Origin of the sequence: Mixta mediterraneensis (assembly GCF_030283135.1) — a bacterium.
Classification (GTDB): domain Bacteria; phylum Pseudomonadota; class Gammaproteobacteria; order Enterobacterales; family Enterobacteriaceae; genus Pantoea; species Pantoea mediterraneensis.
On record NZ_JASUAZ010000036.1, the window covers coordinates 1 to 14,971 of the forward strand.

Genomic DNA, 14,971 nt, shown 5'->3' on the forward strand with positions numbered 1-14,971 from the left:
TGAAAGATAAGCTGAAAAGCGGTCAACTCCAGAAGAAAACGAAAGCAACAACGCTCGAATGATTCAAAGGGGGTGGGTCAGTTTTACTTTGGCAGGGTGGGTCAGAATTCGATCGGTATTGACACTTTTCATTGCTGTAACTATTTGTAATATCAATAGTTTGAAGTTTCGTCACTTGATAACTTGTTGAAATAAAGTGTAACAGCCGCAAAAAGCTAGATAATTCCCGCTAACATGTTCACAAAACCCCCAGAAAAACCTGTTTCCGATTAAAACCCTGGCTGAGCAGACAAACAACCACTGCGGCCTCAGGACACTTTCATCATTGAATTCAGCCGTTAGTCCTGCCCCGCCAGCAATAATACCCGGCCAGAAGAAGCTATCAGCCTGTTTTTCTTCACTACCGCAGCAGGTATCGGGTGTGAAAACGAAGCGGGAATGATGCGGCAGAACGACGCTGTTTGATCAACCAGCCTAAAAACGTTTCTGCATCAGGCAGGCTTTGCAACAGGCGTGCTGGTTAAATGTCGCGTCACGGGGATGGCGTGTTTTAAATGCTTAAAAGAATGCGGGCACCTTCTCAGGTGCCCGTGTTATTAGAAGATGAGTTTAAATACTCCGGTCAGGGTTAGCAGCCCAACAATAAAAATGATGGCGATGATCCACAAAATTATTTTCATTTCCTTCTCCCTTACCCATAAAAAAGCCTTTGTTGTAAACAGTATAGGTGAGAATTTTACCTTTGCCGGTTTCATCTGCTCCTGTCGGCTGTAAAACGCCTCTCAATTTCGCCTCACTATTTTCTGCGAGAACGGTCGCAAGAAGATGATTTTTACCTTGCGCCGTTTCGTTTTTATTCCAGACACCGACTAAAATTTAAGCGGCAAGGGCAGGCCAAATTGTGATGAATTTGAAATCAGTAATAAGGAGATCTTATGAGCTCGATTAATACCAGCATGGGCCGCTACAGCCTGAAGGCAAAAAATAGCGGCGATCACATTCAAGGCTCTTTCGCCATCAATGATGAAGGTGGCACGCAGCTCACCATGCAAGAGTTTGAGGAACACTACCTTGATGATGTGGTTAACAATGTGATTTATCCTGTCACTGGCGGTAACCGTGAAATTACTCGTGCCCTGCGCGAACAAATGGTAAAAGCCGGTTTCGAACAACCTCACTAATCCCTGCGCGTCTGGGCCGCACGTTGCGGCCCCTACCTTTGCTGAAATTTTTATCCATAGCCTGAAAAGCGTACAGCCTGAACCTATTGCCTCGCACCGGGCTATCGGCTGGATTCAGAGCATGACTGTCTTGCCTCTGGCCTAAAGGTGATGCGCTGGCGATCCTGTGAAAAAAATTTGTTGAGCCGCCAGGAAAGCGTCTCCCGGCGGACACTCTTTAAATCGCGTAGGAAAGCAGCAGACAGCCGACTAAACCACATACGGAAATAATGGTTTCCAGCGCTGACCATGACCGGATCGTTTCGCCAATTGTCAGGTTGAAATATTCCTTAAACAGCCAGAATCCCGGATCGTTAACGTGTGAGAAAATCACGCTTCCCGACCCTACCGCGATCACCATCAGTTCCGGACTGGCACCACTGGTAGCAATGAGGGGTGCCACAATACCGCCTGCGGTGATCGCCGCCACGGTTGCGGAGCCCAATGCAATACGCAGTACCGCAGCAATCGACCAGGCCATTAAAATTGGTGAAACATGGGTTTCCTGCATCAGGCTGGCAATGTATTTATCCACACCGCTGTCAACTAACACCTGCTTAAATGCGCCACCGCCGCCAATAATCAGCAGCATCATCGCGATAATTTTGATCGAATCCGTCAATGTATCCATTACCTCTGCCATACTGCGGCCACGGTTCAGACCAAAGGTAAAAATGGCAATCAACACCGCAATCAGTGTCGCCATGATCGGATCGCCAAAAAATTCAGCATAGGGAAGCAGCGCGTGTCCTTTTGGCAGCAGCATTTCCGCTATGGCACGAAGCGCCATCAACACTACCGGCACTAGCGACGTCCAGACGCTAACGCCAAAGCCCGGCATTTCAGCTTCGGTAAACGTTTTCGGGTTATATAATCCTTCCGGGATCGGTTTATCGATTTTTTTCAGAAAGCGCGCATAAACCGGTCCGGCCAGAATAACCGTTGGAATACCCAGTAAGATACCGAACAGCAATGTTTTTCCCATATCGGCATTAAACAGCGTGGCGATTGCTGTTGGACCGGGATGCGGCGGCAGAAAACCATGCGTAACAGAAAGCGCGGCGGCCATTGGCACGCCCACGTACAGCAGAGGTACGCGCGCCGATGCCGCTACGCTGAACACCAGCGGCAACATCAGAACAAATCCAACTTCATAAAACAGTGCGAAACCTACGGTAAAACCAGTCAGCACCAGAGCCCACTGAATATACTGCGTACCAAATTTTTTAATTAGCGTGGTGGCAATGCGCTGAGCGCCGCCGCAATCAGCCAACAGTTTTCCGAGCATGGCACCAAAGCCCATAATCAGCGCCAGGCTGCCAAGCGTACCGCCCACCCCGCTTTTAATAGAAGTAATGACTTTATTGACCGGCATGCCCTGCATTACCCCAACCGCCAGAGCCACCAGAATGAGCGCAATAAAACCATTGAGTTTGAAACGGATCATGAGCAGCAGCAGTAACGCAACGCCGATCGCCACATAAAGTAATGGCATAATTTTTCTCCACCTTGCGCACTGACGATAAAACGCCGTGCCGGTTTGTTATCGGCTCCCCAGAGGGCTACAAAACTTTGCATTGGTAAAAAAGGTTAACAGGCTGATAGTTGCTGTTACCGATAACATGTTAAGGGTAACATTCCGGTGAAAGCATCACCCTCTCAATGATGAATTTCTGTTTTGCGAAGGTGATCAACTTCTTGCCAACGCGTTATCAGAAAGTTTGCAGAGGCCAGCGGCGCGCTTTTAGTTACACTCAAATTTTAGCGAAAACTTAAAAGGATGCGCTGGTGAGTGAGAATCTGAGTGAGCTGCACTGTAATCAACGAACCCTGTTTGGACGCGGAAGCCTTGATAAGCTGGTGCCGTTATTAGCGTCACAGCAGCAACCAACCCTGTTATTTTGCGGACAATCTTTTCTGCAAGGCCCGGCTTACGCACGCTTAAAAACCTCTTTAAACGATCACATTATTGGCTATGAAATAGTGCGTAATGAAGCCTCGCCTGCTGATATTGACGGCTGGGTCGCCCGCTGGCGTGGTCACGTTGATCGGGTCGTGGCGATAGGCGGCGGCAGCGTGCTGGACGCGGCAAAAGCATTTAGCGCGATGATCCAGCATCCGCTACCAACAGCACGCTATCTGGAAAAAGTGGGTGACAGCGCCGTTCAGGCTGTGACACTGCCCTTGATTGCCGTGCCGACCACGGCCGGAACCGGTAGCGAAGTCACCCAGAACGCAGTAGTTACCGATCAACATGACATTCAGGTCAAAGCCTCGCTGCGCCATCCGGTATTCGTGCCGCGGGTGGCCATTCTCGATCCCGATCTGCTCAAGGGCGCGCCCGATAACGTGCTGGCAAGCTGCGCTATCGATGCCTTTACCCACCTTTTCGAAGCCTATTTATCAAATAAGGGAAATTTATTTACCCGCCAGCTGGCTCTGACCGGCCTGAAGCAATTTGTTCAGGCGTGGCCGGCGTTGAATCGGAAAGATGCTGAGGGCGACGATGCGCGTGAAGCGATGATGATGGCGTCATGGCTGGGAGGCGTTAGCCTGAGCAGTGCCGGGCTGGGGGTGATTCACGGCATCGCTGGTGAGCTGGGCGCGATTAAACCTTTCCATCATGGCGAAGTGTGTGGACGATTACTATTTCCCTTCCTTGAGCAATTAGCAGAGAGCCAGCAGCCTGAACAACAAAAATTGATGTCCGAATTACACCAGCAGCTGTTTAGTGAAACGGCGGCTTCTCCGGCGCGGCATTTAAAAAACTGGCTGCAACATCAGTCAATTAGCCCATTCTGGCAGGAAGGACCTTCGTTGACATTAACCGAGGTTGACTGGATTCTGGCTCGTGCCAACAGCAAAAATTCATGGGTGAACTACAGCCAGGAGCAAATGCGTGAAATGATCGTGCAGGCATGGCCGATTAATTAAAGGAGTACCGGGCAGCACGCTGCCCGGCCTCACTGCCTGTCAGTATTAAAGTCAAAATGCAGAAGTTTTATCCTTATTTACCGCGGCAATGAAGAAGTGAAGCACTGCCCTGCGGCCTGAATAATTGCGTTCATTAATGTCCAGCCTATAGCCAGGATCAGCGCGCACTTTCCGCAAAAGGCCCCTCACCCGCCAGCATCTCTTCAATAACCTGCAATACGCCCTGGTCATTGTTATTGGGGGCGAGAAAACGTGCGGCACCTTTTACCCGCTGTGGCGCATTGCCCATGGCAAAACTAAAACCGGACTGCTTCAGCATTTCGAGGTCGTTGCCTCCGTCGCCAAACGCCAGGACTTCATCATGAGAAATGCCCCAGCGCTGCGCCAGCAGGCCTAAACCATGCGCTTTATGATTACCCGGAACGATTAAATCCACCGAACCATGCCCGCTGGAGGTTGCTGCCGCTGCGCCCTGATGCAAACGCGCAATATCAGCCATCAACGGTTCGACGTAATCATCGGAAAGATTGAGCGCAAATTTAAATAACCGGTCATCTTTTGCTTCATCAATGCTGCCAATTTTTTTCAGGCGATGGCAATAATGGCGCATCTTCGCCAGCCATTTTTCATCGGTTTCGTCGAAATAATAGGCACTGTTGCGCCCACACAGTAGATAGCGCAAGCCGGGATAATGGCCATTTTGCAACGTGTCGATCACGGCATCAATATCGCTACGAGAAAATGATCCACAAAACAGCTCTTCATCGCGGTCGAGTATCCATGCACCATTTTCAGCGACATAAGCAATTTCATGCGTAATTTCAGGAAAGAAAGAGGTGAGCTGGTAATACTGATTACCGCTGGCAACGACAAATTTGATACCACGGGCAGTTAATTGTTGATAAAGAGCGAGAAAGCGAGCCTGGTTGTACTGTTTTTTATCATCAAGAAAGGTGCCGTCCATATCAACCGCAACCATTTTAACCGTCGTCATCATGACTCCTTAAACAGGAAGGGATACACAAATTTGACTGTCAGAATAGCCTGGTGAAGAAGAAAAGCGGAGAGAAACACGGATGACCTGAGCCATCCGTGATGAAATTAATGAAATGCGTTACTCAGGATCAGCGAGGTAATGATGCCGGTCGCGGCCGCAATTAACACATAATTACCGTCGATATAAGCCCAGTATTCACCGCGAGGCGGTTCGCGCAGGCCACGTTCGTGCCAGTCATTCACGCGATAGATATTATCCCGATATTCGTGCGGCACCACATGACCGCGACGGAAGTCATGACCGTTCCATGCAAAATGATCGCGATTGTTGCGATGTTCAGGAGAACGGCCGCCCTGATCATGGCGGTTATCGTGCCTCTGGTTTGCTGGACCCGGACCGCGCCCGCGATCCTCATGATGGCCGCCACCTTCACGCTGTTGCTGCCACGATTGTTCATGATGGCCGCCTGGCCCGTCAGCCCAGGTCGTACCGGAAAACAAAGTGCTGCATGCTAAAAGTGAAGCGATAAGACTTAATGTTGTTTTTTTCATGGTACTGCCTCCAATGATAACGGCTAATGAAGCGCCGTTGAGATTACATTAACCATATGGAGGTGAATCAGCATCACCAAAAGTCTTAAAGATCGGTAACTTACACTCAATTACACTGCCTTATCTATTTCTTAACGATTGTCATCATTTCTGACATAGATTGGTATGAATAATAATCCGCTCAGCAAGCAGCGTTTAATTACAACGAGAAAAATGTAATTTAATTGAGAGAATAGTTTAAAGACCAAAGGAACGTAATAAAAGCGACGGGGAAATATATAAAAATGCGCCAGGAAGCCAGTAAAGGGAAAATAAAAACCCGATCGAATACGATCGGGGAATAAATATCTTTATCAACCAAACGGGGTAAAACCCTTAATCTCCATTAAGGGAAAACTGAAGCACACAACACCACATCACGAGTGCTGCGCGATAAGAATAGCATCTCTTTTAAACCGGTTGGTTGAAAAAATATCATGTTGAATAAAATATTTTTCAATATATCCTTACGCATAAAAGTTGTTTTTACTTAACAGGAAAAAACTGAAATAAAAAATAGCATTCAGAGCGGCTATCAAAACAGGTTAATACTTCAGCCCGCTAATCAACTCCTGTTTATTATAAATTAATGCTAAAAATAGCGTCCTGTCCTAAAAATTCTCTTTTAATAAAATCACATCAACCTTGCGAATAAGCCCACTGTCAGGTAGCGGTAGCTGTCTTATATCCGCACATCAAATGTGCCCTGCCTGTTCAGATGTTAAAACAATGAAAATAACTCGTCTCAATTGGCAATTGTTGAGGTAGAAGGCCAGCCTGGAGAAGTCATGCATTAGTTCGACAGGCTTTGCGGTGACAAACCGGCACATGGATGTTATTACCCTGAACAGGACCCGACGCAGCTCACCTTTTCGCTGTGCTATCGCCGGTATGCCTGGCCGATAGCCAGCGCATCACCGCTTTTAGCCATACCACCCGCTCACTGACGACAAACCCGACCAGACCAGCTAAAACAGCAGATTATCTCACCGGGCCGTTCGGCTTAATCTAACGGCGCTGGCTACACTTCTGTTCAGAATGACTAATCTGGGCAAATGGCTCCCATTTCCCATGATGAACATTGCCGCCATTACCGTACCGATTTTATTCGCCTTAGCTGACGGCAATTTACTGAGCAAAGGAGTCGAACAGATGAAAGCATTAACCTATCACGGTCCATATAAAGTCAGCGTCGATAACGTCCCCGATCCCGGCCTTGAAGCCGCTGACGATATTATTCTGCGCGTTACCGCCACCGCTATTTGCGGTTCTGATCTGCATCTTTATCATGGCAAAATTCCTGGCACCGGCCACGGCGATATTTTTGGTCATGAATTTATGGGCGAAGTGGTGGAAACCGGCAGCGCGGTCACTGCTGTTGCAAAAGGCGATCGTGTCGTCATTCCATTCGTCATCGCCTGTGGCGACTGTTTCTTTTGTCATCTGCATCAGTATGCAGCCTGCGAAAATACCAATAGCGGCAAAGGTGCGGCACTAAACCGGAAAAATATTACGCCCCCCGCCGCATTGTTTGGTTACAGCAAGCTGTACGGCGGTGTGCCAGGCGGCCAGGCTGAATATGTGCGGGTGCCGAAAGCCAACACCGGCCCATTCAAAGTGCCCATGACGTTAGCGGATGAAAAAGTACTGTTTCTCTCTGATATTCTGCCCACAGCATGGCAGGCGGTGAAGAATGCTGAAATAAAACAGGGGTCAAGTGTAGCCATATTTGGTGCCGGGCCGGTCGGCCTGCTGAGCGCTGCCTGCGCGCGTCTGGCGGGGGCCGAACAGATTTTTATGATCGATCACAATGATTATCGGCTGGAATTCGCGCGCGAGCGCTACGGCGTCATCCCCATTAACTTCGATAAAAATGACGATCCTGCAGCATGGATTATTGAAAACAGCGCCGGACATCGTGGCGTTGATGCCGTGATTGACGCGGTTGGCTTTGAAGCCAAAGGTAGCCTGACCGAAACCGTACTTAGCACGTTAAAGCTGGAGGGCAGCAGCGGCAAAGCGCTGCGTCAGTGTATCGCAGCCGTACGCCGTGGCGGTATTGTCAGCGTACCGGGAGTTTATGCTGGCTTTATTCATGGCTTCATGTTTGGCGATGCATTCGATAAGGGACTGACCTTCAAAATGGGCCAGACCCATGTTCACGCTTATCTGCCGGATCTGTTGAATCTGATTGAGCAAGGTCATTTGACCCCGGAAGAGATCGTTACTCATCATATGCCGCTGGAAGATGCTGCACGCGGTTATGAAATCTTTGAGAAGCGTAAGGAGGATTGCCGCAAGGTTATTCTGGTGCCGGGCATGGGGGCGACACAAGCCACGCTGTAAGCCGTAAGGGGCGGCAAACATAGGCCGCCCGCTGATCAGCTCCGGCTTTGAACGTATAAAATAACGGGTAGCGCTCAACGTTCTGCCCGGCACGCTATTGCTACCGCAGGCGCTTTCGACCGCTCTGGTCAGTAACGCGATGGAGTGCGCTTGCCTGAAAACACAGCGGCAAAAGCTGCCCGCGATGCGCTTAAAAATTAACGCAAATAGCGTGATTTAAGCGCAACTGACCACAGCGTTTCGTTGCAGCGAGGGCAGTTTTTACCCTACTGTGCTGCTATCTCAGCTGTCTGACCGCAATGGGTGCAGGCGTACAAGCCGGTTGTCGGCATAAGGGTGAAATCCTGTCGATGTTCAGGGGGTAACACGCTTAAGCCCGCACGTCTTTCATCTTCGTCAAAAAAGTAAATACTCAACTGACCATCCAGCTCAATCAGTGCCAGACGTACTTGTCCGAGATGTTCGACGCCATCCTGCCGAAGCTCCATAAAGAACTCATCTTCAGATATATTGAGGCTGTCCAGGCTTTCCAGCACATACAGCCCATCTTTAATCAGCGTGATAACCTCTCCCTGGATCCATTTTGAAAAACGTGCGCTGTGAGCGGTGAGATAAGTCGTGAAGCGGTATAAGCACAGCAGTACCACAAACACCAGGATCACAGGCAACACCGGTACATCATCATAAAAAGTGACATCACCGGATGCCGATCCCAGGGTTAAAATTACCACCAGCTCAAACAGAGAAAGCTGGCGGATCCCCCTTCGTCCTGAAACTTTCAGAAAGGTAAACACCACCAGATAAGCCAGCAAAACGCGGACGACCACTTCAAACAGGAAAGTAGCCGGTTGGTCATTAAGTAAAAATCGATGCCAGTCGAATGAAAACATTAAAAACGTCCTGGGTCATATGAAATATACCGGCTTAGCCGTCACATTCCCTTTAGCGCCGGAGGAATTCTGATCAGAGCGTGGTAAAGCCGCCGGGAGTGGAAAAAGTATAATCGAAGCAATAAGTTAAAGCGAATATCGCTCTCATTCGTCAGCTGATAACAATAAAACTGACGAAAGATCCTCTCCACCGCGAACCGGCGTTTCGCTTTCTGCCATAAAGCTGAAGGTTTACAACGGGTTTTCCCGTTATTGCTACAAATACTCTGCCGCTTTGCTTTTTCTTTTTACTTCAACCATTTGCATAAAATATTGCCTTACCTATACTTTCCGTAAGGTTTCCATATCGCCGCTGTGATGTAAGAGAAACTTGGAATAAATACTATCTCGATAGCGCCACCCCCTCGCCACGCTATCACCTGCTACCTGGGTTCATTCTTCCCTGAGTGTGAACTCGTTGCTTTTGCATGGATTGCTGACTGCCCAGAATGGCCAGACCAGCCAGTCTGCACCGTATCGCCTTTTAATCTGACTCGTCTGTGGACGATACGTCAGCAGGACGTTTTTGCTCTGTTTTCGTACAGGAGGCGCAATGACGCCATTTCGCAGCTTTTGGCAGGCCGGCTATGAAGGTGCCGATCACATTAATCCGCACGGCGAAGCGCTGGCAATGAATAATATCAATGCCCACCAGCTACGCTGTTCAGAAGATTATGCCGCGCTCAAAGCGTTTTCTATGCGCACGGCACGCGAAAGTGCTGGCTGGCGCCTGTGTGAGCGTGGTGACAATTATGATTTTTCTTCTGTGACGCAGCGTATGCAGGCGGCGCGTCAGCAGGGTATTCAGCTGAGCTGGACCCTCTGCCATTACGGCTGGCCTGAGGATGCCAGCCTGTTCTCCACTGACTTCGTCCCTCGTTTCGCTGCCTTCTGTGGCGAGCTGGCGCGCTTTCTCGCGCCCTGGTATGACGATGCGCCAGTCTATTCGCCCATGAACGAAATTTCTTTTCTGAGTTGGGGGATCGCTGTCGGTCTGTTTGCCTGCCCTGATGCGCCGGAACAGGATCGCGACGATGCGATCAAACGCCAACTGGTGCGCGCCACGCTGGCCGCTTGCGATGCGATCTGGCAAGCCGATCCACGCGCCCGTTTTCTCCATTGCGATCCGCTGATTCATATCGTACCCCATGATGACAGCGAATCTGGCCAGCAGGCGGCGACGCTGGCGTGCGAGTCGCAATATCAGGCCTGGGACATGCTGACGGGTCGGCGCGATCCGGGGCTGGGCGGCGATCCGCGTTACCTCGATCTGATCGGGGTGAATTATTACCACGACAACCAATGGGAAAATATCAGTAATCAACGGTTGTTTTGGCATCTGGGTGATGCGCGGCGAAAACCGATGCATGAAATGCTGCTGGACGTATATCAGCGCTACCAGCGGCCGCTTCTGCTGGCAGAAACCAGCCACGTAGGCAGCGGGCGCGGTGCGTGGATCTCACAGGTTAGCGCTCAGGTTGCCCAGGCACAGCTGGCGGGCGTTGACGTGCTGGGCATTTGCCTTTATCCCGTGATTGATCGCCCCTTGTGGGAGGCCCCTGACTTCTGGACCCGCAGCGGACTTTGGGATCTCGATCGGACAGGGCCGGATCCCTGCGCCCGCCAGTTACAACAGCCGTATGCCCGTGCCTTACGCCAGGCGCAGCAGTGCCTGCATGACTTTCAGAACATTATCCTCTCTACCCGGCATGTTCAGGAGAACAATATGAAACAACCTACCTTAATCGTCTTTAGCCATTTACGCTGGGGGTTTGTGTTCCAACGTCCACAGCATTTACTGACGCGTCTGGCAAAACATTATCGTGTGTTATTTATTGAGGAACCGGTTTATCAGGCGGGGCCGCCAGGTTTGATACAAAACTCACCTGCGACAAACATCACCGTCATCCAGCCGCATACCGACATAAATGCACCCGGTTTTCACGACAGCCAGATTGCCGCTTTACAATTATTGCTGGCAAGCCTGGTAGAAGAAGATGAACATCCGCTGGTATGGTTTTATACACCGATGGCATTGCCGTTACTGACCCCCTTCCAGCCGCGCCTGGTGATTTATGACTGCATGGATGAATTGTCTGCATTTCATCATGCGCCACGCCAATTGCAGCAGCGTGAATCAGCCCTGTTAACGCGCGCCGATTTAGTGTTTACCGGCGGAACCAGTCTGTATGAAGCGAAAAAAGATAAACATCCACAAGTCCATTGCTTTCCCAGCAGCGTTGACGCCATCCATTTTGAGCAGGCGCTGGATCGCAGCAATCGCCATCCTTTGCAGGATGCGCTTCCGCCACTGCGGCTTGGCTACTATGGTGTGATTGATGAACGTATCGATTTGCCGCTGATCGCTGCGCTGGCCGACAGCCATCCTGAATGGCAAATCGTTATGGTGGGTCCGGTCGTCAAAATCGATCCCGCCAGTTTGCCGCAGCGCAGCAATATTCACTGGTTCGGACAGCAACCTTATCAGGCATTACCGCAATTTCTCGCCGGTTGGGATGTTTGCCTGATGCCCTTCGCCCTTAATGCCTCCACCCGTTATATCTCGCCCACCAAAGTGCTGGAGTATATGGCGGCGCAGCTGCCCATTGTCAGCACGGCAATTGTCGATGTTGAACGGCACTATACCGATCTGGTCTCAGTGGCATACAGCCATGACGCCTTTATCCAGGCTTGTGAAACGGCGCTGAAACTGACTCCGGTCGAGCGGCTGGCGCTGGCAGAAAAGATGCAGACAAAAGTAGCGGCTACGTCCTGGGATCGCACCGTTGGGCAAATCCATACACTAATGCAGCGGGCCTTATCCCACGGCAGCGAAGTCACGCAGCACAGTGATGAAACGGCAAAAAGCCCCACCGCTGTGACCTGGCTAACTCCGCCAACCGAAGGGGCTGAAAAAGTCTCCTGTCTGATTATCGGTGCGGGGCCGACCGGCCTGAGTGCAGGCTACCACTACGGCGAAGGCGCAATCATACTGGAAAAAAATGCGACTCCCGGCGGCTGGTGCCGCTCTGTTGAAGATCACGGTTTTACCTTTGATTACGCCGGACACATTATGTTTTCGCAGGACCCCTATGTATTGCAGCTTTATGACATGCTGCTGGGGGATAACCTGCACTGGCAAGAGCGCGAAGCCTGGATTTATAACGATGGCATTTACACGCGGTATCCATTTCAGTCGGCGCTGTATGGTTTGCCCGCCGAAGTGGTGAAGGAATGCATTCTGGGTGCCATTAATGCACGGTACGGTGAAACACAAGCGCGCACCGTGCCGCTGGAAGTGGCTCGCCAGCGTCGCGATTGCTGTGCCGATGGTGCGGTGCCGGATGGCGAAACCTGTGCGCCTGAAGGCGATGCCGTATCAGAGAATTTTGAGCAATTTATCATGCGTACATGGGGAGAAGGTATAGCTCAGCACTTCGCCCTGCCCTACAACAAAAAGCTGTGGAAAGTGCCACTATCCGAGATGGAAACCTCCTGGCTTGGCGGGCGCGTGCCGTTACCCGATCTGGCGCAAATTATCGATGGTGCCCTCCAGCCGTTAGCGAAGCCCGTTGGCCCGAACGCTCGCTTTGGCTATCCGCTGCGTGGCGGTTTTCAGGCTTTGATGTCAGGTTTTTTACCGCACCTGAAATGCACGCTGGAAACGGATGCTACGCTGATAAAAATCATGCCACAGGCGCATATCGCCATGCTGGCTGATGGCCGTCACTATCGTTATGAACAACTGATTAGCACGATGCCGCTCCCGGAATTGATCAAACTGATGGGCGACGAGGTGCCTGAGAATGTACAACTTGCCGCAAAAAAACTGCGCTACGTCTCGGTACGCTGTGTAAATCTGGGCATCGATCGTGCCAATCTGACAGAAAAACACTGGATTTATTATCCCGGCGATACGCTATTTCACCGCATCTTTGTCCAGGGTAATGCCAGCCCACACTGCAACCCACCCGGAGGGTTTGGACTCACCTGCGAAATGACTTACAGCGAAGACAAACCGCTACCGCTGCAAGGTGATGCGCTGATTGAGCGCTGCCGTGAAGATTGCATTAAAGTGGGTATGATCCGTTCTGAAGATACGATTCTTTCAGCCACTCAGGTTGATATGCCGTATGCCTATGTTGTGTACGATCATGCACGTCAGGCAAATGTCGCGCTGATTCTCCAATGGTTGTTAACACAGGATATTCATCTGTCGGGACGTTACAGCGAATGGGAATATTACAATTCCGACCATGCTTTCCTTGCCGGAAAACGAGCAGCGGAAAATGTTAAGACGCAGCTGCCTTCTCAAAACACGTCTGTGTAGCCTACCGGGCCAGTTCAGTTGGGCTGGCCTTTTCCTCTCAGACAAAAATCGCACTGACCGATACCTGAACCAGTCAGATATCGACTCTCTTCGTTCCGTTCTTTCCGCCATAAGCGCGACTGCGCGCAGTGCCAGTAGCGGTGACTTCATGGGTTGATCTTTTATGACGCTGGAAACGTTTATCAGCAGGTCACCCCCGCCTGTAGATATTGTTTACCTACTCATTTGCGAGGGAAACCGCTAGGCTAATATGGCTTGCTGCATTTGTGTCGCCGCCACTCAAAACAGGCCCTGTCCAGACGCGAGTTGATGCTCACTTTTTCCGCTTGCTTTTGCAGGGGTCGGCGAGGCCGTGCTGATACAGGCTGCGGTAAAAACTACCTATTTACTTTTCGGTGACGTATTGATGGCTTTATTGGCTGTTAATGCAGTGACTGAAAACTATCCACACTGACCAGGAGATGTTTTACATGAGGTTGTTCAATGCGTTTTAAGGGACTGAATATCGGTTTTTTTCTGCTGATCTTAGCGATCGTAACGGTCGCCTTCTTTGACGTGTTAGGTCCTTACTTTTCGCCCATTTTGTGGGCTGCTGTGTTAGCCGTTATCTTCCATCCGCTAAAATCGATACTGCGCAACAAGTTGGGCGACCGCAACGGGCTGGCTTCGCTGCTGACCTTGTTGTGTATCTGTTTGATTGTTTTTACGCCGTTAATGATTATTGCCTCTTCGCTGGCGGTAGAGATCAACACGGTTTACCTCAAATTGCAGACTAATTCGACGCAGTTCCCGCTAGTTTTTGCTGAGTTAATGCAGCATCTGCCGGATTGGGCGAAGCATTACCTGGCTGAGCATAACCTGGACAGCGCCACGCAGATCCAACAAAAACTGTCCGAATTTGCCTTGAAAGGCGGTCGGTATGCCGCAGGCAGCGTGTTTATCATCGGTAAAAGTACCTTCAGTTTTACCGTTGGTTTTGGTGTGATGCTGTACCTGCTGTTCTTCCTGTTGAAAGATGGTTCTCATCTGGTGCATCTGATTATGGAAGCGCTACCCCTGTCGAACTTTGTCAAACATCACCTGCTTATGAAGTTCGCCGCCGTTTCACGTGCGACAGTTAAAGGCACGGTGGTAGTTGGCATTGTTCAGGGAATTTTGGGTGGGCTGGCATTCTGGTTTATCGACATTGACGGCAGCCTGCTATGGGGTGCGCTGATGGCATTTTTATCTCTGATCCCGGCCGTGGGTTCCGCGATTATTTGGGTGCCTGCCGCCATCTTCTTCTTTGCCACGCACGCAATAGGGAAAGGGTTATTCCTGGTTGGCTTTTTCGTGATTGTGGTGGGGCTGGTAGACAATATCCTGCGTCCGTTACTGGTTGGCAAAGATACCAAAATGCCAGATTACATGGTGCTGATTGCTACGCTGGGCGGCATGGAAATTTATGGCATCAACGGCTTTGTGATTGGTCCGGTCATCGCCGCGCTATTTATCGCCTGCTGGAATTTACTGTCCGGGCGCGATAACCGCGAGAACATTGTAGAGATTGATGAAGAGTTTATTGAGGAAGGCAAAAAACATTCCGATACCGCCACGGAAGAGTAATTTTCCCTCGCACAAAACAG

10 protein-coding genes are annotated in these 14,971 nt (G+C 50.4%); 5 read left to right on the plus strand and 5 right to left on the minus strand.

Annotated elements, in window-relative coordinates; translation table 11 throughout:
* Positions 1 to 596: 596 nt before the first annotated feature.
* On the minus strand, positions 597 to 755 hold the full coding sequence (locus QRY16_RS16710; RefSeq protein ID WP_496201186.1) for a small membrane protein YohP: 159 nt from the start codon (positions 753 to 755) through the stop codon (positions 597 to 599).
* Positions 756 to 935: 180 nt separating this feature from the next.
* Between QRY16_RS16710 and QRY16_RS16715 the strand changes: the two genes are divergently transcribed.
* On the plus strand, positions 936 to 1,181 hold the full coding sequence (locus QRY16_RS16715) for a hypothetical protein (RefSeq protein WP_193405032.1): 246 nt from the start codon (positions 936 to 938) through the stop codon (positions 1,179 to 1,181).
* A 217-nt stretch (positions 1,182 to 1,398) separates the two neighbouring features.
* Here QRY16_RS16715 and gntT read toward each other — a convergent pair whose 3' ends face one another.
* Positions 1,399 to 2,715, minus strand: a complete 1,317-nt coding sequence (gntT, locus tag QRY16_RS16720; protein ID WP_193405031.1) for a gluconate transporter — start codon at positions 2,713 to 2,715, stop codon at positions 1,399 to 1,401.
* Positions 2,716 to 3,005: 290 nt separating this feature from the next.
* Between gntT and QRY16_RS16725 the strand changes: the two genes are divergently transcribed.
* Positions 3,006 to 4,154: an iron-containing alcohol dehydrogenase gene (locus QRY16_RS16725; protein WP_419776142.1), complete on the plus strand. Its 1,149-nt coding sequence runs from the start codon at positions 3,006 to 3,008 to the stop codon at positions 4,152 to 4,154.
* A 157-nt stretch (positions 4,155 to 4,311) separates the two neighbouring features.
* On the opposite strand, the gene QRY16_RS16730 is transcribed toward QRY16_RS16725, so the two are convergent.
* Positions 4,312 to 5,148 carry a Cof-type HAD-IIB family hydrolase gene (locus tag QRY16_RS16730; protein ID WP_289777395.1) on the minus strand — a complete coding sequence of 279 codons (837 nt, stop codon included), beginning with the start codon at positions 5,146 to 5,148 and terminating at the stop codon, positions 4,312 to 4,314.
* 107 nt (positions 5,149 to 5,255) lie between these two features.
* Positions 5,256 to 5,702 carry an RcnB family protein gene (locus QRY16_RS16735; protein ID WP_289777396.1) on the minus strand — a complete coding sequence of 149 codons (447 nt, stop codon included), beginning with the start codon at positions 5,700 to 5,702 and terminating at the stop codon, positions 5,256 to 5,258.
* A gap of 1,191 nt (positions 5,703 to 6,893) precedes the next feature.
* Here QRY16_RS16735 and QRY16_RS16740 point away from each other — a divergent pair.
* Complete coding sequence (locus QRY16_RS16740; RefSeq protein WP_193405249.1) at positions 6,894 to 8,087, plus strand: zinc-dependent alcohol dehydrogenase; 1,194 nt, start codon at positions 6,894 to 6,896, stop codon at positions 8,085 to 8,087.
* A gap of 266 nt (positions 8,088 to 8,353) precedes the next feature.
* On the opposite strand, the gene QRY16_RS16745 is transcribed toward QRY16_RS16740, so the two are convergent.
* Positions 8,354 to 8,977, minus strand: coding sequence for a DUF421 domain-containing protein (locus QRY16_RS16745; protein ID WP_289777397.1), 624 nt, complete (start codon positions 8,975 to 8,977; stop codon positions 8,354 to 8,356).
* Between the two features lie 592 nt (positions 8,978 to 9,569).
* On the opposite strand from QRY16_RS16745, the gene QRY16_RS16750 reads away from it, so the two are divergent.
* A complete protein-coding gene (locus QRY16_RS16750) occupies positions 9,570 to 13,346 on the plus strand; it encodes an NAD(P)-binding protein (protein ID WP_289777398.1) in 3,777 nt (1,258 codons plus the stop codon).
* Positions 13,347 to 13,829: 483 nt separating this feature from the next.
* A complete protein-coding gene (locus tag QRY16_RS16755) occupies positions 13,830 to 14,951 on the plus strand; it encodes an AI-2E family transporter (protein ID WP_289777399.1) in 1,122 nt (373 codons plus the stop codon).
* The last annotated feature ends 20 nt before the right edge of the window (positions 14,952 to 14,971 follow it).